This window comes from Cognatundibacterium curvum (genome assembly GCF_014284235.1).
GTDB classification, from domain to species: Bacteria; Pseudomonadota; Gammaproteobacteria; order Burkholderiales; family Burkholderiaceae_D; genus Undibacterium; species Undibacterium curvum.
In genome coordinates, this window is sequence record NZ_JACOGD010000005.1 from 50,404 (window position 1) to 71,170 (window position 20,767).

Below are 20,767 nucleotides of genomic sequence, written 5' to 3' on the forward strand. Positions count from 1 at the left end.
GGAAACGACCTGAATCATGATGAATGAACTTAAGAATACGGAACGCGAGATTTACTTCTTCCGTATGCGCCTGATTTTTATCGGCGTCTTTGTTTTTTTCTGTTTCGCCTTGCTGATTTCGCGCTTTATCTGGCTGCAGGTCGTCAAGCATGATGACTACATGTTGCTGGCAGATGAAAACCGTATCGATGTAGTGCCAGTCGTGCCTAACCGTGGTCTGATCATGGACCGCAATGGCGTAATCCTGGCGCGCAATTACTCGGCCTATACGCTGGAAATCACACCGTCCAAGATCAAGCAGGACATGGACACGCTGATCGATAACCTGGCTGAGCTGGTCGATATTCAGCCCAAGCATCGCAAGCGTTTTCGTAAGCTGCTGGAAGATTCCAAAAACTTTGAAAGTGTGCCTATCCGTACCCGGCTCACGGATGATGAAGTGGCGCGCTTTATCGCCCAACGTTTCCGCTTTCCGGGGGTCGATATACAGGCCCGCCTGTTCCGTCAATATCCGCAAGGCGATTCGGCTTCGCATGTGATCGGTTATATAGGCCGCATCAGCCAGAAAGATGCAGAACTGATCGACGAACGCGAAGATGCAGCCAACTACAATGGTACTGATTACATCGGTAAAGAAGGGCTGGAAAAGAGTTACGAAAACCTGCTGCACGGGACCACAGGTTTTGAACAGGTGGAAGTCTCCGCCGGTGGCCGCGCGGTACGCACGCTGTCACGCACGCCGCCGATGTCCGGTAAAAATCTGATCCTCTCGGTCGATATCGAATTGCAGAAAGTGGTGGAAGAGGCCTTCGGTGACCGTCGTGGCGCACTGGTCGCGATCGAACCGGAAACCGGCGATGTGCTGGCCTTTGTTTCCAAGCCGACCTATGATCCGAATCTGTTCGTCGAGGGTATCGATCAGCAAAGCTGGAATGAGCTCAATACCTCAGAAGACAAGCCATTACTGAACCGCCCCCTGACCGGCGCCTATCCGCCGGGCTCGACCTATAAGCCTTTCATGGCATTGGCCGCACTGGAGCTAGGTAAGCGTACACCGAATCAGGCCATCGCTGATCCCGGCTATTTCACTTTCGGTAACCATACCTTTAAAGACGATAAGCCAGGTGGTCACGGCATGGTCGATATGTACAAATCCATCGTGCATTCCTGCGATACCTATTACTACATGCTGGCCAATGACATGGGGGTCGACGCCATGCATGACTTCATGAAACCTTTCGGCTTCGGTCAGAAGACGGGTATCGATCTGGAGCATGAGCGTTCTGGTTTACTGCCTTCCACCACCTGGAAGCGCAATGCCTTCAAGAAGCCGGCTCAGCAACGCTGGGTGTCGGGTGATACGATTTCGCTCGGGATCGGGCAGGGACAAAATACCTTCACCCCTTTGCAGATGGCGCATGCGATGGCAACCCTGGCCAATAACGGCATTGTGATGAAGCCGCATCTGGTCAAGATTATCGAAGACCCCAAAACCAAGGAACGCGAGCTGACGGTACCCAAGGAGAGTTTCCGCATACCCTTGAAGCAGGAAAATATCGATATCATCAAAAATGCGATGGTAGGCGTGGTTAAAGAAGGTACTTCGGCGCGTGTATTCGCTAATACTGAATATCAGTCTGGTGGTAAGACCGGTACTGCGCAGGTGGTGGGATTGAAGAAAAACGAAAAATATGATGCCAAACGCATGGCCGCACGTCATCTCGATCACTCTTTATACATCGCTTTTGCGCCGACGGATAAACCGAAGATTGCGATTGCCATCATTGTGGAAAACGGTGGTTTCGGTGTGGAGGCGGCAGCGCCTATCGTGCGTAAGGCACTCGATTACTATCTGCTTGGAAAACGCCCGCAGGATAAAGAGCGTAAAGATCCTCAGCCTCTGCCTAAGCCGCAAAGCGACATGGCTTTGTACCGCTCCGATACCGAAGTCAAGGCACCTGCAGAGCCGGAACCGGGACCGAAACCCGGCGGTGAAACCCTGGGAAACAAGGATTAAGCATGAATAATCATGGTGTTCACTGGCGCGCATTGCGCTCGCGCCTGATGGTGTTTGATGCACCGCTGGCGATACTGATTTTTCTGATTCTTTCCTGCGGCGTGATTACTTTGTATTCAGCTGGTATGGATTTCCCGGGGCGGGTGGAAGACCAGATGCGCAATATCGTAGTGTCGTTTTTTATCATGTGGGTGGTGGCAAATATCCCGCCGCAAACCCTGATGCGCTTCGCTATCCCTATCTATACCTTTGGTATCGCGATGTTGCTGGCCGTTGCCATGTTCGGCATGGTAAAGAAAGGTTCACGTCGCTGGATTAATGTCGGCATGGTGATACAGCCTTCAGAAATGATGAAAATTGCGACGCCGCTGATGCTGGCCTGGTATTTTCAAAAACGTGAAGGCGCTTTGCGGGTCAAAGATTTCGTGATCGCCAGCGTGATACTCGGTATTCCGGTTGCGTTGATTGCTAAACAGCCGGATATGGGAACCGCTTTGCTGGTGGTTGCGGTTGGCTTTACCGTCATTTTTCTGGCGGGCTTATCCTGGAAAGTCTTATTGTCGGTATTAGGTTTTACTGCGGTGGTGATGCCTACTCTGGTCTGGCCTTACCTGATGCATGATTACCAGCGCGACCGCGTGCTGACCATGCTGGATCCAACCCGCGACCCGCTGGGTAAGGGCTTTCATATTATTCAGTCCACCATAGCGCTGGGCTCAGGCGGGATGACAGGCAAGGGCTGGCTCAAAGGCACGCAAGCCCATCTGGAATTTATCCCTGAACATACCACCGACTTTATTTTCGCCGTGTTCTCGGAAGAGTTTGGCCTGGTCGGCAATGCGATACTGGTGACTTTGTACTTTCTGCTCATCATACGTTGCCTGATGATAGCCGCGAATGCGCCTACCCTGTTCAGCCGCCTGTTGTCGGGATCGATCACCATGATTTTCTTTACCTATGCCTTTGTGAATATGGGCATGGTCAGCGGCATTTTGCCAGTGGTCGGTGTGCCTTTGCCTTTCATGAGTTATGGTGGCACCGCGCTGGTGACGCTGGGGATGGCTGCGGGTATGATGATGAGCGTACAACGTAACCGTAAACTGGTACAGACATGATGGGGCATACATGACACAGCGATCACCCTTGCAAACCAGCGCCGGTCCTGTGACTGTGCGTTGCCAGACTTTGCCCTACGCGCTTATGCAGCAGCATATTGCCCCGGCTCTGATGATGCTGAGTGCGGCGTTGCTGACTGCCTGCGGCAGCACACCACACGCCCCGGCGCCGGTGCAGGAAACACGTCCGGTCACGGCTAAGCCTTCCGGCACGCCGGTGCTGCCAAAAGCGAATTCGGGTAAGGGGGGTTATTACAAGGATGATGGCCCGGGTGACAATCCACCGGAAGGCCTGGAGTTCACGGTCGATCCGATTCCTATGGTAGAGAGTTTTTCGCGCAGCGCTAATAAGCCTTATGTGGTGTTTGGTAAAACCTATACCCCGATTGCCGATAGCACCACGCCCTTTATCCAGCGTGGAGTGGGCAGCTGGTACGGCAAAAAATTCCATGGTCAGCGTACCTCATCGGGCGAGCCGTATGACATGTACAAAATCACCGCCGCCCATCCTACGCTGCCTATCCCTTCTTATGCGCGCGTGACCAATCTGGGCAATGGCAAGCAGATTATTGTACGCATTAATGACCGTGGCCCTTTCCACTCCAGCCGCATCATTGACTTGTCCTACACTGCTGCACTGAAGCTGCAAATTTTGGGTAAGGGCAGCAGTCAGATCGAAGTAGAGCGCTTGCTGCCAGCCGATATAGAACGCATGGCAGAAAACCGCAAAAATCAAGCCGTGCCCATCAGTCAGCCTGCGCCGGTGCTGGCGAATAACACAGTTCCGGTACGTGCACCGGAAGTAGCAGCCGTGGTCAGTACCTCACCAGTACCAGCTCCGGCCAGTGTGAGTATGGAAGCCTTAAATACCGCTCAGGATGGCAGACCGGTAGAAAAGCTGAGTACGGTCGCAGCTACGCCAGCCACTACCGGCTTTTATCTGCAATTTGGCGCCTATGCGATACGCGCGAATGCAGAAAACATCATGGGACATCTGAAAGGCAAGGCAGACAATCGCTTGCCGGGCTTTGATATCGTGCAGCAGGGTAGTCTCTACCGTCTGCTCAGCGGGCCGTTCAACAGCCGCGCTGAAGCCCAGCAAGTGTTAGCGCAAGTCGGTGATCTCGGGGTGGGGCGGCCTATTGTGATACAGCGCTGATCAGGCCGCCACGTGGCGTGGCGCTTACGCTGATGAGGACGGATTATTCCTCTTCACCAGCCTCTGATTTCATGCTCAGCGCGAGCTGGTACAAGGCATTTTTTTTCTGACCGGTCAGTTGCGCCGCCAGGCTGGCAGCTTGTTTGAGCGGACATTCCTGCAGCAGAATTTGCAGCACGCGCCGTGCTTCCAGCTGATCGGCCTGTTCCGCCTGTGCTTTACCTTCGATAATCAGCACATATTCGCCCTTGAGCCTATGCGGATCACCCGCCAGCCAGCCAGACGCTTGCGCTAAGGGGCAACGATGGATTTCTTCAAACAGCTTGCTCAGCTCACGCGCAAACACGATGCGGCGCTCGCCGCCGAACGCTTCCAGCATGGCTTGCACCGATTCTTCGATACGATGCGGCGCTTCGTAAAAAATCAGACTGGCCTGCATGCTCTCCAGCTGTTGCAGGATGCTGGCGCGCTGTCCCGCTTTGCTGGGTAAAAAACCGGCGAAGTAAAAATGCTCATCCAGCAGACCGCTGGCGGATAAGGCCGACACCGCGGCCGAGGCGCCGGGCAGCGGGGTGACTGGAATACCGGCCGCTTTGAGTTCATTGACGATTTTGGCACCCGGGTCAGAAACACCGGGCGTGCCTGCATCCGACACCAATGCGATGCGTTCTCCAGCTTGCAAGCGTTGCAGGATTTTGCCCGCGACTTCACGCTCATTATGCTGATGCGCCGCGATCAGCGGTTTTTGTATGCCGTAACGGCTCAGTAATTGCGCGGTATTGCGGGTATCCTCACAGGCGATCGCATCGGCCAGTGACAGCAGATGCAGCGCACGCAGCGAAATATCGGCAATATTTCCTATCGGTGTCGCAACCACGTAAAAAGTACCGGCAGGATATTGCTGTCGCGTGACTGCTTCGATTAAGGTAGGGTGTGTGAATGGGGTGGATTCAGTGACGCTCATAACTGTCCATTTCTGTGAAATCAAACGCTCAATCAGGCATTGTACGACATGAAGCGAGAAACCCGACCGCAAACTGCTGCACCTGACCGCAGAACGCCGCAGCGCCGCCGTGGTGATGCCGGCGAGGCGCAGGCCTTAGCCCATCTGGAGCAGGCCGGACTGCGACTGGTGCAAAAGAATTTTCTGTGTCCGGGCGGAGAAATCGACCTGATCATGCAAGACCGTGAGACACTGGTCTTTGTGGAGGTACGCAGCCGTGCCTCAGCCAGTTTTGGCGGGGCTTTAGCCAGTATTACCCCAGCCAAGCAAAGGAAGTGGCAACATGCCGCCCAGGTGTACCTGATGGGGCTTCGTTCACAACCTGCCTGCCGTTTTGACGTAATTGCCATAGAAGCGGGTAAAATCACGTGGTTACAGAACGTCGTCCTTTAATAATCCCGGGATGCTCGCCAGATGGAACCGGTTTGGACTGCATGTTGTCCAAGCCCGTAACAACTGGTGTCATGCCTGAATCCGACTCATTATGACGAATCAAAGAATTGTGGCGCACTTCAAAGAAAGTGCCGAATTAAAAATGCGCGCAGCCGAAGAGCTGGCGCAGCCTATAGAGCAGGCCGTGGAACTGATGTTCCTGGCGCTGTCTAATGGCAATAAGATTATGGCTTGCGGTAACGGTGGCTCCGCCGCTGATTGCCAGCATTTTGCAGCTGAACTGGTTGGGCGTTTCGAACGTGAGCGGCTGCCACTGCCAGCGATGGCACTGACGACTGACAGTTCTATTTTGACGGCGGTGGCGAATGACTACAGCTTTCAGGAAGTGTTTTCCAAGCAGGTGCAGGCCTTCGGTCAGTCCGGTGACATCCTGCTGGCCATCACCACTTCCGGCAATTCAGTCAGCGTGATCAATGCGATCAATGCTGCACTGGAGCGCGATATGCGGGTCGTGGCACTGACCGGTAAAGGCGGCGGTGCGGTGAATCAGCTGCTCAGCGACGCTGATGTGCATATCTGTGTGCCGCATGACAGAACCGCGCGCATCCAGGAAGTACATTTGCTGACGATACATTGTTTATGCGACGGGATAGATTCCGCGCTGTTTGGAGGAGATGTGGATGACTAAGACTAAATGGCAAACTCTGGCGCGACCGGTCGCTGCCATCAGCCTGTGCCTGGCTGCTGCAGCCAGTCTGCAGGGCTGTGTGGAACTGGTGATAGGCAGTGCCGTGATGGGCACATTCGCCGCCACTGACCGCCGTACTTTCGGTGCCCAGACTGAAGACAAGAGCATCGTCTTCAAAGGTGAAGTGCGTATTTCCAAAGCACTCGGCGATAGCGCGCATGTGAATGTGAATGCCTTCAACCGCCGTGCCCTGCTGACTGGTGAAGTCGCCGATGAGGCAGCGCGTCTGCGTGCTGAAAACGAAATGCGTGCAGTCGAAGGCGTGGTCTCTGTCATGAATGAGTTGCAGGTATCCGGTATTTCCAGCCTGTCTTCGCGTTCGAATGATGCGCTGATCACCACCAAGGTGAAAGCCACTTTCGTCGATACCAAAGACATGTTTGCGAGTGCCTTCAAAGTTGTTACCGAAGGCGGCGTCGTGTTTCTGATGGGACGTGTGACCCAGCGTGAAGGTGATCGTGCGGCTCAGGTAGCAGCCAGCATCAGCGGCGTCAGGAAAGTGGTGAAGGTTTTCGAATACATTTCTGAAGCCGAGCTGCAGGAAATGACGGTTAAACCGAATACCAATCCGAGCACAACAACTAACAACTGATAGATTTCTGAACCGATGCCAGCGCATCGGTTTTTACTTTTTGCATGGAGCGTATGATGACTACATTGATCGTGATTCTCGTTATCCTGGCTGTACTGGCATTTTGGGTTATCGGCGTCTATAACCGTCTGGTTGGTTTGCGTAACCGTTTTAAAAACAGCTTCGCCCAGATCGACGTGCAACTCAAGCGTCGTTATGACCTGATCCCGAATCTGGTTGAAGTCGCTAAAGGCTATATGAAGCATGAGCGTGAAACGCTGGAAGCGGTGATCCACGCACGTAATCAGGCCGTCAGTGCCAGCAGCAAAGCGGTACTGGACCCGGCCGATGGCGCCTCAGTGCAGCAACTGGCGGCAGCGGAAGGCACACTTACGGCTTCGCTGGGTAAGATGTTTGCGCTGTCGGAAGCCTATCCTGACCTGAAGGCCAATCAGAACATGATACAGCTGACCGAAGAGCTGACCAGTACCGAAAATAAAATCGCGTTCACCCGTCAGGCATATAACGACAGCGTGATGCAGTACAACACCAGCGCTGAGCAATTCCCGGGTTCTGTGATTGCCGGTATGTTTGGCTTCCACACCGCTGAACTGTTGCAGGCAACTGAGGCACCGGAAGAGCGCAAAGCAGTCAAAGTGTCGTTCTGATCTACTCCTGACTCTTGCGCTGACAGCCTATGAATTTCTTCGAACAGCAGGATCACGCTCACCGTGAGAGTAAGAAGCTGATTTTTCTTTTTATTCTCGCGGTGATCGCCATCGTGATCACCATTAATCTGAGCCTGGCCTTGCTGTGGCAGTGGTATAGCGCCGGAACGCCGGGCGCTGGCCGCTTGCCAGCCGGTTTTTATTTGATGACTTCGGCTGCGGTATTGTTGTGCATAGGTGCCGGTACCGCGTTTGAAATGTTTCGCTTGCGCGATGGTGGCGATGCGGTGGCACAAATGGCTGGAGGTCGTCTGGTGGCACCTGATTCACGTGATATGCACGAGCGTCGTTTGCTCAACGTGGTCGAGGAAATGTCGCTCGCTGCCGGTATCGCCTGCCCGAACGTGTATCTGCTCGACGAAGAAGATGCGATCAATGCCTTCGCGGCCGGTTATCACCAGAACGAGGCAGTGGTGGCGGTCACGCGTGGCACCTTGCATCGGCTGACGCGGGATGAATTGCAGGGCGTAGTCGCGCATGAATTCAGCCATATCCTGAATGGCGATATGCGCATGAATATTCAGTTAATCGGGGTTTTATTCGGCATACAGATGCTGGCCTTGTTTGGCCGTGGGCTGATTGAATGGGGCGCACGTTTCGGTGGCTCACGCAGTCGTGATGACAAAGGGCCACCTATCGGTCTGGTGATGCTGGCGGCTGGCGTAGTGTTATTTGTGCTTGGCTATCTGGGTATTTTCTTTGGTCGCCTGATCCAGTCCGCCGTTTCACGTCAGCGTGAATTTCTGGCCGATGCCAGCGCAGTGCAGTTCACACGTAATCCTCAGGGCATAGGTGGGGCTTTGCAAAAGATAGGCGGCCTGACAGAAGAAACCGGTTGTGGCTCGCGTATCGAGAGTCAGCGTGCTGAACAGTTATCGCATTTATTCCTGGGCGCAGCCAGACCCAATTTTCTGTCTGGCCTGTTTGCCACCCATCCGCCGCTGGAAGAGCGGCTGCAACGCGTGTACGGCCGTCAGGTACGCTTTGTGCAGGCCGAAGAACTGAACGACAACGAGTTTGGTGATACACCGGCCGCCGCATCCGGTTTTGCCGCCGCAGGTTCAGCTCCAGCCTCAGCCTTCACATCTGGTAGCAACCAGGATGCGCAATGGGGACATCACGGCAGCACTACAGCCGCATCGGGTGCAGCCTATCCACAAGCTGCAGTGTCAGGCTCAGACGATATGAGTTTGCTGCAATCCGCCTGCCGTGAGCCGCAATCTGCACGTGCGCTGATGTGTGCTTTGCTGCTGGATGTGACGCAACTACAGGCGTATCAGTTGCAATGGCAATCCATACAGCAAGCAGCACCAGAACTCGCTGCGCAGGTCAAGACCTTGCAGATCGCGCTTGCCAACAACGCCAACAGCGGCAACAGTGCGCGCCTGCATTGGATCGATCTGGCCATGCCCGCACTCAAATCCTGTTCTGACCAGCAAAAAGCCAGCTTGCTACAACTGGTCGGGCAATTGACCGGTGCCGATGGCAAGCTCAGTGAAAATGAATTTGTCTTACAAACTGTGCTGGAACGTCGCTTAAGTCCGAATGCCGCGCGTGCAGTGAAAGTGCGTTATGCCGGTCTGAGCATGCTCAAAGGCGAAACCGCATTGCTGATTTCGCTGCTGCTCAGCGGCACTGCCAGTCAGCGCGCACAGGGCTTCGCTGCGGCCAGTACCGTGTTACCGGAATTGGGTTTACGAGCTACAGATTTGCGCGAATTCGTTCAGCCGGGTCAGCTCGATTATCAGGAAGTCAGGCAGGCACTGGCGCAGCTTAATCAGCTGGCGCCCCTCGCAAAACCACTGCTGATCCGCGCCATGTTGACTGCCACTCAGGCACAGCAGGGACTGGATGATCAGCGCAAGCAGGAATTATTGCGCGGCGTCTGTGCTGCTATCGATGTACCTGTCCCCGATCTGCACAGCATGCGCGATGCGCTGCTACCTTGATTGTTCTCTCACCGTCGCTGCCAGACAGCGGCGCAGTGACGGTGATGTATCTCCTCTTCCTGTATCCCTGTTACAGACATCGTGCTTAGCATGATGTTTGCAATAGGGTATTGCCATGCGCGCCAGCACGTCGCGTGAATTGCGCTATTTCAAGTAGGAATGATTAATAAAATGCAATATGATTTAATTTAGTTACTTACTTTTAAATTAATATTATTGCCTCATCGGTAATTAAACTGCAGGAGACAGCATGAAGAAAATATTGGTCGCGCTACTGTGCCTGAACTGCTTGGCAGACGTACAGGCACAAATAGACCTGACTGGCAGAAAGGCGCGTCCGCGTGCTGATTGTGAGCGTGTAGGCGAAGAGCGCATCACTGAAATATATAGCAAAAAATCCAAAGTGCTGATTCAGATCCGTGCCGATATCGATGCCGAAAAAGACGCTGGCAAATTAAAAATTCTGAAAGAAAAAGAAAAGAAAGAGTTGGACAAAATTGCGGAACGTGCGCGTGAAGATGCGATAGATATTTGCTCAGAAAATCCGGAATAAACCAGGAGCAGGAGCATGACAGGTGTGAAAGTCGTTCCGGCGCTGGCTGGTGTGCTTGGTTTGTCCTTCGTCAGTGTTGCTTATGCGCAGACTGCAGTACCGGCGCCGAGTGGCACACAGCAGGTTGTGGTCAATGCGGCGCAGGATGAAGCCAGTCGTGATTTTGCTGCGGCAAAAATCATTATCGGTCGCAAGCAGATCGTGGACAGCGGTGTGCAGAATGTGAATGAGCTGTTAAAAAAAGAGCCTGCGGTCACGATAGGTAAAGATGGCAAGCCGGGTTTGTTGGGTTTGCCTGGCTACACCCAGATATTGGTAAATGGTTTGCCACCGTCCGGCAGGGATGTGATGTCGCTCGACCTCAGTGAAGTCGAGCGCATAGAAATCAGCAAATCCACCACGGCTGAGAATGGGCCATTCAGTATTGCGGGAACGATCAATGTCGTGTTGCGCCAGCATGTGCGCCAACAGCAGCAAACTGCCTCGCTACAAATGCGTGCCGATGGTGCTTCGCCGGGGCTGAACGGATCGTGGACACTTAGTCAATCTGAAGCAGCCAGTCCATTCAGCAGTACGCTCAATCTGACTGCAGGACAAAGCGAGCGGCGTAGCAGCGGCAATGAGCAGCAAGTGCTGAGCAATGGCAGCGGCGTACTCCCGCAATATCAGGCTCAGCGTACGCGTTGGGATCGCAATCAGTATGTCAGCTTAAGCACGGAAATGGTGCTGCAGCTGGAGCATGGCAGCGCCAGCTTCAAACCCAATTTCGGGCATGTGCAGACCTGGAACGATAAAGAGGAAGCGCGGCAATGGCAAAACGGACGTCACTGGCAAGTGCAGGGACAGGCTAGCTCTGGCTTGTCCGGTCTGATGTTGCCCCTGAACTGGCAGCGTGAAGATGAAGACTGGGGTGAGTCGGAATTCAATCTGCGCTGGTCGCGGAATGTGATCAGTAATGAGCAGCGCAGGCTGGAGCAGGAAAGCATCACCAGCAATAACGGTAGCAATAACGGCAGCAGCGCCTTGCGTGAACAAAGTGCGCAAGAGATCAATTATGACTGGTTGTTGTCGCTGACCCAGCGCAAAACACTGCGTGGTGGACATCGCCTGCGTGCGGGGCTGGAGTTGCAGCAAAATCACCGCGAGCCTGTGACGCTGTACCGCCTGAATGGTTTGCCCGATACCAGCCTGGTGGCATTGGGCAGCCAAATCAGCCAATGGACGCAAAAGCGGCGCGTGTTTGTGCAGGATGACTGGCGCGTGTCCCCTTTGCTGGCGCTGAATGCCGGCGTGTCGCTGGCGGATCAGTTGAGTGAGGCGCAGGAAGTTTCAGGTGCCAGTCAGTCGCGCTATCGCGTGCTTTCTCCCTCGTTACACCTGGCAAAAAAACTGGAGCATGACCCAAAGAGCCAGTTTCGCATATCGCTGGCGCGCAGTTTCCGTGAACCGGATGCGGATGCCTTGCTGTTAAAGCCATCTGTGAATCCACTGGCCGCCTGCACACCCGCCAGCGGTTGCGCTGGCAATAGCATCGATACGGCGGACAGTAGCGGCAATCCAGCCTTGCGTCCGGAACGTGCACTGGCGCTGAATGTCAGCTATGAGCAGCATCTGAAAGGTGACAGTAAGCTGACGCTGGAAGCCTATCAGCGTCAGATTCATGGCAAAACCGGCACGGAGTTGTTATTGCTGCCAGTCGCTTGGGCAAATGTGCCACGCTGGGTACAACGGCCAGCCAATCTGGGCGACGCCGATGTGACCGGCGTGAATCTGGATTGGCGCCTGGGCCTGAAAGACTGGCAGGCCGACGCGCCGAAACTTGAAGTACGTGGCAATCTGGGCTGGGCCCGTTCTGAATTGAAAGACTGGCCGGGACCAGATAACCGGGTCGATGGCAGCCTGCCATGGCGCGCCAAGCTGGGCCTGAGCTATAACGCTGCCAGCCTGCCCTTGCGGCTGGATCTGGATGCGAGCTGGCTGCCGGGTGACTGGTTGCGCAATAACCTCAGCCGCACGACCTACACCTCACATCAGACTTCGCTCGCCATGACCGCCGCCTGGACTGTGAACCGCAATGCCAAGCTGGTTCTGAATCTGGATAATCTGCTGGCGCAGGACAGGACCGGCATTAGCCGTTACCAGACCAGTGCAGGGACGCTGGAGACGCGCAGCCTGAGCAGCAGCCATCTGCGTTTGAGTCTGCGTGGCGAGTTCCGTTTGTAATTCGCTTAAAAAAACAGGCTGCCCGCAGGCAGCCTTGTTGACTATGTTTGAAGAAACTCAGGTACGCCCGACGATAGACGCTGTCGCCATCAATTCATCGATCAGCGATAACAGCATTTTGCCGGACATGGTGTACGGGTCCAGCACCGGCAGTGGCGAGTATTTGAGCACGGTAGATGGATTGATACGCGCCATATTGGCCTGACCCATAGTCCAGCTTGGGTAGCGGCGCTCCTGGATTTCTTCATAATCGAGCAGCATAACATCTTTGTGGCGAGTGTCTTTCAGAATCTGGCCGTACAGCGCGTTGACCGCTTCGCGGCCGCCTTCCAATACCTGAATAAATACCTGATCGGTATGGCATAGCACGCCGGTGATGCCATGCGCCGGATTATGGGTGCGTGAAGCTTGCAAGATCGATTGCACCAGGTCGCAGGGACTGGTTTCGGTCGGACGGCTGGCGTATAACAAACGGACTAGCATGATAATTCCCTGTCTGGTTGAGCGTGGAATAGAGTGGATCAGCGCATAAGTACGGTATCAGGCGCAACAGATTCAGCGTTTGATCAGCGATAAGAATTCACGGCGCAGATTCGGGTCTTTCAGGAAGGAACCGTGCATCACGCTGTTAATCATTTTGGATTCGGAATCCTTCACACCGCGCCAGTGCATGCAGAAGTGATCGGCTTCCATCACCACCGCCAGACCATCCGGCTGCATTTTTTCCTGCAGCGTGTCGGCCAGTTGCACGACTGCTTCTTCCTGAATCTGTGGACGGCTCATGATCCATTCGGCGATGCGCGCGTACTTGGACAGGCCGATCAGATTGGAATGCTCATTCGGCATCACACCTATCCAGACCTTGCCGATGATGGGGCACAGGTGATGTGAGCAGGCGCTGCGCACGGTGATCGGGCCGATGATCATCAGCTCATTCAGATGCGAGGCATTCGGAAATTCGGTGACGGATGGCATAGGCACATAGCGGCCACCGAACACTTCATTGATAAACATTTTGGCGACACGGCGTCCGGTATCCTGAGTGTTGTGATCGCTTTCGGTATCGATCACCAGGCTTTGCAGCACGGCGCGCATTTTTTCTTCTACCTCTGCCTGCAGTTCAGCCAGTTCGCCAGCCTCGATGAAGCGCGCGATATTGTCGTTGGCGTGAAAGCGCGTATTGCTGGCGACGATGCGCTCGCGTATGCGCTGCGACACAGGGATATTGACCGCTTTATAAGCGATCGTTGCGTTGGGAGCGATGGGGGTCTCGTTAGACATACTGAATTCCTATCAGGAAGGCCGATTTGCCAGAGCGCGTATGGTAACTGAATTAATCTGTTTGTGTTTTTTCCGCTTGCGCTTTCTGTTGTTGCTGCATTTCCTGCTGTTCTTTCAACTCCTGCAGCAGCTGTGGCAGACAGCGCGGACACAGGCAACTGCTGAGGCCACGTGCCGCCAGAATTTGCAGGCTGTCGGCATCGATGGCGGGCAGGCTCACACACCAGCAATCCTGCCCGGTCTGGTCGGCCATGGCGCAGGTGAACGGCTCAGCACAACGTGCACACTGGCTCATGGCGGATCCTGACGCTGATCAGCGCCCAGATGTTTGGGCAATTCGCGCATGGCATGCCTTAAGCTTTGCATCTGTTGATTGAAATTGGTACATGCCTTGCACATAGACAGATGGAGCTGCAGGCGGGTACGTGCGGAAAACGGCAGACGCCGGTCCATGCCTTCAGACACCAATTGATGCGCTTGTTTGCAACTGAGCAGGATACGCATGGCTTGCTTATCTTTTGTTAGTAGTTAGGGACGAGTGAATAATCTATGCAATGTTGAGGGCTGCGCTTTAGCTGGCGTACCAGTTCAGATCCAGGCATTCACGCAGGCGCAGCCGGGCGCGATACAGCACTACCCACAGATTAGACGCAGTTAAGCCCAATTCCTTACAAATTTCTTCGGTATCGAGTTCCAGCCACTCGCGCATCATGAAAACTCTGGCCGTTTTTTCCGGCAGTTTTTCCAGGCAGGCTTCCAGCACGCGGAAAAAATCCTTCTGTTCCAGCTCGCTGTCGGGGCGTGCCCAGGCTTGCGGCTGCGATACCGTATGTCCGTTGGCCAGAAACAGCTGGTCGATCAGATCGCTGTCATCCGCGTCTTCATTGGTCTCCAGCCGGTTTTCCTTCTGTAAGGCGCGTAAATGGTCGATGATCTTAAATTTCAGGATGCCGGTCACATAGGTGCGCAGACTGGATTGTCCGGCATAGCTGTGCGGTTTTTCCAGTACCGCGAGCAGCGCTTCCTGCACCGCATCTTCGGCGGCGGCTTCCTGTCGCAATTGTAAAAAAGCAAAGCGCAGCAAGGCCGGACGTAATTCTTCTAATTGTTGATGCAGACGGGTCAGAGGCATGATGGCGGCGATTTCAGAATTTGCGTCAGGTTAAGCAGAAGTTTCCTGTAAAATTCGGGGCGAACAAGAACTCGTATCAGGCTACCCGGTCAACAGAGTTCCTACCCTTCATGATATTCAGGATACCGTCATTATGAGCGATTTGAACCCAAACGCGGCTGCACCCAACGCACCTATCGATAAATTAGCTGGTGTTGAACCTGCTATTAAAGCAGAAATTCTGGCAGAAGCGCTGCCGTATATCCGTAAATTCCACGGTAAAACTATCGTCGTGAAATACGGTGGCAACGCCATGACAGAAGAGCGTCTGAAGCATGGCTTTGCACGTGATGTGATTTTGCTCAAGCTGGTCGGTATGAATCCGGTAGTGGTGCATGGCGGCGGCCCACAGATCGACAATGCGCTCAAAAAGATGGGTAAGCAAGGAACCTTTATTCAGGGCATGCGTATCACCGACGAAGAAACCATGGAAGTGGTGGAATGGGTACTGGGCGGTGAAGTGCAGCAGGATATCGTGATGCTGATCAATCATTACGGCGGCCAGGCAGTAGGTCTGACCGGTAAGGATGGCGGCCTGATCCGTGCACGTAAGATGATGATGCCTGACCGTGAAAATCCGGGTGAAATGCTCGATATCGGTTATGTCGGTGAAATCGACGCGATCAATCCGGCCGTTGTCAAAGCGCTGCAGGATGATGCCTTCATTCCTATTATTTCCCCTATCGGTTTCGGTGAAGACGGTCAGGCATATAACATCAATGCCGATCTGGTGGCCGGTAAGATCGCGGAAATCCTGAAGGCAGAAAAACTGATCATGATGACCAATATCCCTGGCGTGCTGGATAAACAGGGTAATCTGGTAACGGATTTGTCTGCGCGTGAAATCGATGAGATGTTCGCTGACGGTACCATTTCCGGTGGCATGCTGCCTAAGATTTCCTCGGCACTGGATGCCGCCAAATCCGGCGTGAACACAGTCCACATTATCGATGGCCGTATCGAGCACTCACTGTTGCTGGAAGTATTGACCGAACAGGCGTTCGGTACCATGATCCGCAGCCACTAAGCCATGCTGGTAGTCCGGCAAGCGGCCTTGCGCAGCACAGGATCTGCGCGGCGCCGCATCTGGTTATTCGATCTGGACAATACGCTGCACAATGCCTCGCATGCGATTTTCCCGCAGATTAACCGTAATATGAATGCCTGCATCGCCCGTGTACTGGGCGCTGCCGGCCAGCCGGACGACGAAGCCAGTGTCAACGCCTTACGCCAGTTGTATTACCAGCGCTATGGCGTGACCATGCTGGGCATGGTCAGACATTATGGCGTCAGGGCCGAAGAGTTTTTACAGCAAGCCCATCAGTTCGATGATCTGCCTGCCATGATCCGTGCCGAACGTGGGCTGGCGCGCCGCCTGCGTGCGCTGCCTGGCCACAAAATCCTGCTGACCAATGGGCCGCAGCAGTATGCGCGTCAGGTGCTGCAGCATTTGAAGCTGCATAAGCATTTTTCTCACCATATCGCGGTCGAGTCCATGCGTGTGCATGGCAAGCTGCAACCCAAGCCATCCCGCCCTTTTTTACGTCGTTTGCTGGCCAGACATCGCTGGTCTGCGCGTGACTGCATCCTGGTCGAAGACAGTGTCGACAATCTGCGTGCCGCCAAGCGCGAGGGGCTGAAGACAGTGCTGTTGCATGGCTATGTGCCGCGGCAGCAGCAACAGCGCCCGCCTGCCAAGCATCGCGCTGCCTGTATTGATTACCGCTATGCGTCGGTCCGGCATTTACTACGTGCTGTGGGGCGCATGTAGTATTATTTTTTAATGTCTTGTCAGAAATGACACTGATAACATTTGTTACAGTCATACACTAAGCTTATAACAGACATGTGACAATAAAATGCTTAAATTTTGAGCAGAAGCTTGATTTATCCCTTAAAATCCCTGCTGTAAGTTTCCATGTGGAAATATCAAATTCAGACTGGACAGACGCAAATTTGTTCCGGCAAGGAAAAACCAAGCACGGACGACCCCTGGCCTCAACATCGTTGTCGTGTTACTGCGGCTGTCCTCAGAATCACCTAGCTGCAAATTGCAGACCCGCTGTACGCCTACGCGCAAAACGCTGATTCTCCTGATTATCCGACCTCGCCCGGTATTCCTGACCGGGCGTGGCCCATTTTTTTTAAATTTATTGAGACGATGAAATTAAACTTAATTAAATCCCTGTCCGCCAGCCTGTTAGTTCTGTGTGCCTCCGTACCTTTACTGGTCAATGCGGCACCGGCACTGCGCATGGTGGTGCAGGAAGGTACTTCAAGCAGTGGCGATTCCGATTACAGCACACGTAAATACCAGCAACTGGCCAGCGTGTTGAGCACTTATCTGAAACGCGAAGTTCAGGTATCTGGTTTGTCGCCATCCCGTCAGTATGATGCGGATCCTCTGCGCCAGGCTGATATCCTGATTGCGCGTCCGAATGCAGTAGCGGGTATGGCGATACAGACGCTGGGCTATACCACCGTGGTTGGTCTGGATTCCGGCATAAAAAGTCAGACTGTACTGATAGGACCTGCCAGTCTGAAGAAGCATTTTAAGTCGCCCGAAGAATTAAAGAAGCTGCGTTTCGCGATGCCACCAGCCGATAGTGAAATCTCGCGTGAAGCGCTGCGCATGTTGAGCGCGATGGGCGTTAACCCGGAAGCATTGACCGTGTATAACGTGAATTTGCAGGCAACTATTCCTTTTGCGCTCGACAATAAAATGGCCGATGTTGGTGTAGTCAGAACCGACGCAACAGTGTTTGCCAAATTGACCGCCGCTGGCAACGTGGTATTGGCCGATGGCGAAAAAACCGCTCCTTGGGTGATGTTAGCCAATAAGAAAATGGGTGATGAGCAGGTGGATCAGTTACGCATGGCAGTCATGAGTATGATGAATAATGCAGAACACAAAGCCGTGTTGCAGAATATCCGTGTTCAGAATGTAGTGGATGTGGATCCTAAGCTGTACGTCAATGCTTACCGTCGCTACAGCCTGCGCTAAGCTAAGTCTGAAGGTGGCACGCTGAAAATTTGCCGGATCTGGCGGTATTCTGCGCTGTCAAGTGCCGCAGGAAAATTAAAGTTTGCAAGATTGCTTCACACAGACCGTGGGTTTCACATAGAATCTGGAACCCTGCTTGATTCATGCTGCCAGCTACAGATGGCAGCACCGGTTGCCGGAGCAAGTAGCGGAGCAGCTGAACATGCATGCATCTTAACGGTGCATGCATGTTCTTCGTACATTTAGTACCCAGTTAAACAGATCAGAGAAAAATGGCTAGTACCAAACCCGGCGAGCGTAAACTACAGATTTTGCAGACGCTGGCAGCAATGTTGGAAAATCCGAAAGGCGAGAAAATCACTACGGCGGCCTTAGCTGCCCGGGTGGCGGTGTCGGAAGCGGCACTGTATCGCCATTTCGCGAGTAAGGCCCAGATGTTTGAAGGCCTGATTGAATTCATCGAAGCTTCGGTGTTTGGACTCATCAATCAGATTACTGAACAGCAGGAAGAGGGCATTCTGCAGGCACAGGCAATTGCCCAGATGTTGCTGAACTTTGCAGAAAAAAATCCGGGCATGACCCGGGTGCTGACCGGTGATGCGCTGGTCAATGAAGATGAGCGTTTGCAGGCCAGGATGAATCAGTTTGCAGACCGCATAGAAATGGCATTCCGCCAGGCTTTGCGGATTGCCGTCAGCCAGGGCAAGATCGCTGATGCAGAAGCTGCTGCGCGTGCCAGCATGCTGACCAGCCTGGTGTTCGGACGCTGGTTACGCTACGCCAAAACTGGCTTTAAACACTCCCCGACCGAGGGCGCTGCATTACAGATCGCCATCTTATTACACTGAGTTTCAGCCGCAGACACAAAGCTGGTCCTGCTTTGTGTCATGTTGCGTTGCATGAAATCTTTTCTCCCTGTAGTTTCCGATTCCCCAGTATGATCGTGCACATTGCCTGAAAAACAGGCAATGTTTCGTATTTCAAGATCAAACCTGCACAGACGGGCATATCAGGAGACAACATGGAAACCACAGGACTACCCGCCAAACGGCGTCAAATCGATGTACTGCTCAGCAAATACGCAGAGAGTCATCTGCATCCCACCAATGAATTAATACACTGTGTCTGCGTACCGGCTATCGTATTTTCCTTGCTGGGCCTGATCTGGGCGCTGCATCCGCTCGCAGCCTATGCGATGGTGATGACCAGCCTGATTTACTACTTTTCTTTATCTACCCATTTTGCGCTGGGGATGTTGCTGATGTCGGCTGTGATGCTGGCTGTATTGCAGCAATTGCCGCAGCAGGGCGTCTGGCAAATTTCACTCGCCGTCTTTGTGCTGGCCTGGATCGGACAGTTTATCGGTCATCGTATAGAAGGAAAAAAACCTTCGTTTTTCGATGACCTGCGGTTTTTGCTGGTGGGTCCCTTGTTTGTACTGGGATTGTTGTACCGTCGTCTCGGTATCAGTTATTGAGCTGTTTCTCCGTCTGGCAGCGTGCTGTTCGGGTCATACAGGCGCCAGGTATTGCGGCCGGCAGCTTTTGCTGCCTGCAATGCCAGGTCAGTATTGCGCAGGAACAGACGCTGTTCATGTGCATGTAAAGGGCAGCAGGAAATACCGATACTGCCTGTGATCAGCAGTGAACTGCCATTCAGTATCAGTGGCCGGCGCAAGGCCTGCAGCAGACGTTCCGCCAGCTGACGCACGGTATCCAGCGGGCCAGCAGCTGGCAAAATCACTGCGAATTCATCAGCCCCGACCCGGCACAGGGTATCGGTATTACGCAACACCTCCATCAGACGCTCAGACATGGCAATCAATACCTGATCACAGACGTCATATCCGAGCTTATCCGAAATCGTTTTGAACTGATCAAGGTCGATAAACATCAGCGCCATCATCTCATTATTGCTGATCGCTTCTTCCACGCAATTGGTAATCAGTTTGTGGAAATAATGCCGGTTGGGCAGCTTGGTCAGGCTGTCGTGATTCTCAAGGATGCTGATACGGTTTTCCATATCGCGTCTTTCTCTGGCTTCCGCATGCTGATCGGATTCCCAGCTTTCCATCCTTGCCAGCATCAGGTTGCAATGGGTATGCAAGCTGCCAAAGTCGCGTATCCGGTCGGCCGGTGCGCGCAGGCTGTAGTCATTCAGTGTGGCAGATTTTTCTAAGACTGAGGCCAGATCGGCGACGGGTTGCAAGGCCTGCAGATGTTTTTTGGTCAGCAGATAAGCAGCACCCAAAGCGCTGGCCAATGCAAACGGCAGGCCGGCCAGCAGGATCAGCAGCAGATGCAGGTAGAGTGCTGTCTGACTGATTTCGACATACAGGTGGCCGCGTACATCGACCGAATCCTGTACCGGGGTGCGTATCGTCATGGTCGTCAGCTGAGCCGACAATTCGCTCTCTGTACTCAGCTCCACGGTCTTCATCCCATCCGGGTTCAGCAGATTGCCCTTGTCCCACGCGACGATGGCGGCACCGTCTCTATTGAAGACGGCGATCGACAGCATGCGCTTATCATGGGCGGCATTCAGCGTCAGATTCTGTACCCCGCGCAAATCACCGGTAATGATGCTGTCAGACAGATTGCTGGCCAGCGTTTTCGCAGTTAACAGAAATTCTTCCCGCATATGCTGCTGCATCAAAGCGGCACTGACCAGGCTGATACTGAACAATGCGGCCAGCGCTGCGCTGATGGTATAGATCAGATTGTAGCGGAGTAGCTTCTGTCCGACTGGTAATCCGAAGGGAAGTATATTCATGTGAAACTCTGGTAGGGCGGTAACTGTATTATGGCTGTTAAGCAATGCGCTGATTTGGCAATTGCGTGCGCAATATACCT

Annotated in this window: 22 protein-coding genes; 15 read left to right on the forward strand and 7 right to left on the reverse strand. The window is 53.7% G+C overall.

Annotated features, from left to right (window positions below; translation table 11 throughout):
* Positions 1-19: 19 nt before the first annotated feature.
* From mrdA to H8K43_RS19090, 3 genes are read left to right on the forward strand one after another with little or no spacing between them, the layout of a single operon-like run.
* A complete protein-coding gene (gene mrdA, locus H8K43_RS10415) occupies positions 20-2,017 on the forward strand; it encodes a penicillin-binding protein 2 (RefSeq protein ID WP_186904024.1) in 1,998 nt (665 codons plus the stop codon).
* A gap of 2 nt (positions 2,018-2,019) precedes the next feature.
* The gene (gene rodA, locus H8K43_RS10420) at positions 2,020-3,132 is read left to right on the forward strand and encodes a rod shape-determining protein RodA (RefSeq protein WP_186903787.1); all 1,113 of its coding nucleotides are present in this window, start codon (positions 2,020-2,022) and stop codon (positions 3,130-3,132) included.
* 10 nt (positions 3,133-3,142) lie between these two features.
* Positions 3,143-4,291 (forward strand): septal ring lytic transglycosylase RlpA family protein, encoded by a 1,149-nt coding sequence (locus H8K43_RS19090; protein ID WP_268970901.1) that lies wholly within the window; start codon positions 3,143-3,145, stop codon positions 4,289-4,291.
* A gap of 43 nt (positions 4,292-4,334) precedes the next feature.
* On the opposite strand, the gene rsmI is transcribed toward H8K43_RS19090, so the two are convergent.
* Complete coding sequence (gene rsmI / locus H8K43_RS10430; protein WP_186903788.1) at positions 4,335-5,255, reverse strand: 16S rRNA (cytidine(1402)-2'-O)-methyltransferase; 921 nt, start codon at positions 5,253-5,255, stop codon at positions 4,335-4,337.
* Between the two features lie 48 nt (positions 5,256-5,303).
* On the opposite strand from rsmI, the gene H8K43_RS10435 reads away from it, so the two are divergent.
* The 7 genes from H8K43_RS10435 to H8K43_RS10465 all read left to right on the forward strand — a co-directional run bounded on the left by H8K43_RS10435 (position 5,304) and on the right by H8K43_RS10465 (position 12,459).
* The gene (locus tag H8K43_RS10435) at positions 5,304-5,687 is read left to right on the forward strand and encodes a YraN family protein (protein WP_186903789.1); all 384 of its coding nucleotides are present in this window, start codon (positions 5,304-5,306) and stop codon (positions 5,685-5,687) included.
* A gap of 91 nt (positions 5,688-5,778) precedes the next feature.
* On the forward strand, positions 5,779-6,375 hold the full coding sequence (locus tag H8K43_RS10440) for a phosphoheptose isomerase (protein ID WP_162019123.1): 597 nt from the start codon (positions 5,779-5,781) through the stop codon (positions 6,373-6,375).
* On the forward strand, positions 6,368-7,027 hold the full coding sequence (locus tag H8K43_RS10445) for a BON domain-containing protein (RefSeq protein WP_329604511.1): 660 nt from the start codon (positions 6,368-6,370) through the stop codon (positions 7,025-7,027). Before H8K43_RS10440 ends, H8K43_RS10445 begins: the two co-directional genes overlap by 8 nt.
* Positions 7,028-7,080: 53 nt before the next feature.
* On the forward strand, positions 7,081-7,674 hold the full coding sequence (locus tag H8K43_RS10450; protein ID WP_222611010.1) for a LemA family protein: 594 nt from the start codon (positions 7,081-7,083) through the stop codon (positions 7,672-7,674).
* A gap of 29 nt (positions 7,675-7,703) precedes the next feature.
* Complete coding sequence (locus tag H8K43_RS10455; RefSeq protein ID WP_186903791.1) at positions 7,704-9,683, forward strand: M48 family metallopeptidase; 1,980 nt, start codon at positions 7,704-7,706, stop codon at positions 9,681-9,683.
* 250 nt (positions 9,684-9,933) lie between these two features.
* A complete protein-coding gene (locus H8K43_RS10460; RefSeq protein ID WP_186903792.1) occupies positions 9,934-10,236 on the forward strand; it encodes a hypothetical protein in 303 nt (100 codons plus the stop codon).
* A gap of 15 nt (positions 10,237-10,251) precedes the next feature.
* Entirely contained in the window at positions 10,252-12,459 is a 2,208-nt protein-coding gene (locus H8K43_RS10465) for a TonB-dependent receptor plug domain-containing protein (RefSeq protein ID WP_186903793.1), read from the forward strand.
* 57 nt (positions 12,460-12,516) lie between these two features.
* Here the strand turns inward: H8K43_RS10465 and H8K43_RS10470 are convergent, their stop codons facing one another.
* The 5 genes from H8K43_RS10470 to H8K43_RS10490 all read right to left on the reverse strand — a co-directional run bounded on the left by H8K43_RS10470 (position 12,517) and on the right by H8K43_RS10490 (position 14,872).
* Complete coding sequence (locus H8K43_RS10470) at positions 12,517-12,942, reverse strand: BLUF domain-containing protein (RefSeq protein WP_186903794.1); 426 nt, start codon at positions 12,940-12,942, stop codon at positions 12,517-12,519.
* A gap of 72 nt (positions 12,943-13,014) precedes the next feature.
* Positions 13,015-13,740, reverse strand: coding sequence for a GTP cyclohydrolase I (gene folE, locus H8K43_RS10475; protein ID WP_162019117.1), 726 nt, complete (start codon positions 13,738-13,740; stop codon positions 13,015-13,017).
* Between the two features lie 52 nt (positions 13,741-13,792).
* Positions 13,793-14,035: a cysteine-rich CWC family protein gene (locus H8K43_RS10480; RefSeq protein WP_186903795.1), complete on the reverse strand. Its 243-nt coding sequence runs from the start codon at positions 14,033-14,035 to the stop codon at positions 13,793-13,795.
* Positions 14,032-14,244, reverse strand: a complete 213-nt coding sequence (locus H8K43_RS10485; RefSeq protein WP_230403861.1) for a zf-HC2 domain-containing protein — start codon at positions 14,242-14,244, stop codon at positions 14,032-14,034. Before H8K43_RS10485 ends, H8K43_RS10480 begins: the two co-directional genes overlap by 4 nt.
* 67 nt (positions 14,245-14,311) lie before the next feature.
* Complete coding sequence (locus H8K43_RS10490; protein ID WP_186903796.1) at positions 14,312-14,872, reverse strand: sigma-70 family RNA polymerase sigma factor; 561 nt, start codon at positions 14,870-14,872, stop codon at positions 14,312-14,314.
* Positions 14,873-15,005: 133 nt separating this feature from the next.
* Between H8K43_RS10490 and argB the strand changes: the two genes are divergently transcribed.
* The 5 genes from argB (at position 15,006) to H8K43_RS10515 (ending at position 19,392) form a co-directional block, all read left to right on the forward strand.
* Entirely contained in the window at positions 15,006-15,938 is a 933-nt protein-coding gene (gene argB / locus H8K43_RS10495) for an acetylglutamate kinase (protein WP_230403863.1), read from the forward strand.
* Positions 15,939-15,941: 3 nt separating this feature from the next.
* A complete protein-coding gene (locus tag H8K43_RS10500; protein ID WP_186903797.1) occupies positions 15,942-16,682 on the forward strand; it encodes a pyrimidine 5'-nucleotidase in 741 nt (246 codons plus the stop codon).
* 390 nt (positions 16,683-17,072) lie between these two features.
* Entirely contained in the window at positions 17,073-17,915 is an 843-nt protein-coding gene (locus H8K43_RS10505) for a PhnD/SsuA/transferrin family substrate-binding protein (RefSeq protein ID WP_186903798.1), read from the forward strand.
* Between the two features lie 272 nt (positions 17,916-18,187).
* Complete coding sequence (gene slmA / locus H8K43_RS10510) at positions 18,188-18,763, forward strand: nucleoid occlusion factor SlmA (RefSeq protein WP_186903799.1); 576 nt, start codon at positions 18,188-18,190, stop codon at positions 18,761-18,763.
* A 173-nt stretch (positions 18,764-18,936) separates the two neighbouring features.
* Positions 18,937-19,392 carry an Mpo1 family 2-hydroxy fatty acid dioxygenase gene (locus H8K43_RS10515; RefSeq protein WP_186903800.1) on the forward strand — a complete coding sequence of 152 codons (456 nt, stop codon included), beginning with the start codon at positions 18,937-18,939 and terminating at the stop codon, positions 19,390-19,392.
* Here the strand turns inward: H8K43_RS10515 and H8K43_RS10520 are convergent.
* Positions 19,386-20,687: a sensor domain-containing diguanylate cyclase gene (locus tag H8K43_RS10520; RefSeq protein WP_186903801.1), complete on the reverse strand. Its 1,302-nt coding sequence runs from the start codon at positions 20,685-20,687 to the stop codon at positions 19,386-19,388. The two genes, H8K43_RS10515 and H8K43_RS10520, sit on opposite strands and share 7 nt — an antisense overlap.
* Between the last annotated feature and the right edge of the window lie 80 nt (positions 20,688-20,767).

Excerpts from the sequence above, each read along its gene's own strand:
- mrdA (WP_186904024.1), top strand. The coding sequence starts at position 20 with ATGAATGAACTTAAGAATACGGAACGCGAGATTTACTTCTTCCGTATG.
- rodA (WP_186903787.1), top strand. The coding sequence starts at position 2,020 with ATGAATAATCATGGTGTTCACTGGCGCGCATTGCGCTCGCGCCTGATG.
- H8K43_RS19090 (WP_268970901.1), top strand. The coding sequence starts at position 3,143 with ATGACACAGCGATCACCCTTGCAAACCAGCGCCGGTCCTGTGACTGTG.
- rsmI (WP_186903788.1), bottom strand. The coding sequence starts at position 5,255 with ATGAGCGTCACTGAATCCACCCCATTCACACACCCTACCTTAATCGAA.
- H8K43_RS10435 (WP_186903789.1), top strand. The coding sequence starts at position 5,304 with ATGAAGCGAGAAACCCGACCGCAAACTGCTGCACCTGACCGCAGAACG.
- H8K43_RS10440 (WP_162019123.1), top strand. The coding sequence starts at position 5,779 with ATGACGAATCAAAGAATTGTGGCGCACTTCAAAGAAAGTGCCGAATTA.
- H8K43_RS10445 (WP_329604511.1), top strand. The coding sequence starts at position 6,368 with ATGACTAAGACTAAATGGCAAACTCTGGCGCGACCGGTCGCTGCCATC.
- H8K43_RS10450 (WP_222611010.1), top strand. The coding sequence starts at position 7,081 with ATGATGACTACATTGATCGTGATTCTCGTTATCCTGGCTGTACTGGCA.
- H8K43_RS10455 (WP_186903791.1), top strand. The coding sequence starts at position 7,704 with ATGAATTTCTTCGAACAGCAGGATCACGCTCACCGTGAGAGTAAGAAG.
- H8K43_RS10460 (WP_186903792.1), top strand. The coding sequence starts at position 9,934 with ATGAAGAAAATATTGGTCGCGCTACTGTGCCTGAACTGCTTGGCAGAC.
- H8K43_RS10465 (WP_186903793.1), top strand. The coding sequence starts at position 10,252 with ATGACAGGTGTGAAAGTCGTTCCGGCGCTGGCTGGTGTGCTTGGTTTG.
- H8K43_RS10470 (WP_186903794.1), bottom strand. The coding sequence starts at position 12,942 with ATGCTAGTCCGTTTGTTATACGCCAGCCGTCCGACCGAAACCAGTCCC.
- folE (WP_162019117.1), bottom strand. The coding sequence starts at position 13,740 with ATGTCTAACGAGACCCCCATCGCTCCCAACGCAACGATCGCTTATAAA.
- H8K43_RS10480 (WP_186903795.1), bottom strand. The coding sequence starts at position 14,035 with ATGAGCCAGTGTGCACGTTGTGCTGAGCCGTTCACCTGCGCCATGGCC.
- H8K43_RS10485 (WP_230403861.1), bottom strand. The coding sequence starts at position 14,244 with ATGCGTATCCTGCTCAGTTGCAAACAAGCGCATCAATTGGTGTCTGAA.
- H8K43_RS10490 (WP_186903796.1), bottom strand. The coding sequence starts at position 14,872 with ATGCCTCTGACCCGTCTGCATCAACAATTAGAAGAATTACGTCCGGCC.
- argB (WP_230403863.1), top strand. The coding sequence starts at position 15,006 with ATGAGCGATTTGAACCCAAACGCGGCTGCACCCAACGCACCTATCGAT.
- H8K43_RS10500 (WP_186903797.1), top strand. The coding sequence starts at position 15,942 with ATGCTGGTAGTCCGGCAAGCGGCCTTGCGCAGCACAGGATCTGCGCGG.
- H8K43_RS10505 (WP_186903798.1), top strand. The coding sequence starts at position 17,073 with ATGAAATTAAACTTAATTAAATCCCTGTCCGCCAGCCTGTTAGTTCTG.
- slmA (WP_186903799.1), top strand. The coding sequence starts at position 18,188 with ATGGCTAGTACCAAACCCGGCGAGCGTAAACTACAGATTTTGCAGACG.
- H8K43_RS10515 (WP_186903800.1), top strand. The coding sequence starts at position 18,937 with ATGGAAACCACAGGACTACCCGCCAAACGGCGTCAAATCGATGTACTG.
- H8K43_RS10520 (WP_186903801.1), bottom strand. The coding sequence starts at position 20,687 with ATGAATATACTTCCCTTCGGATTACCAGTCGGACAGAAGCTACTCCGC.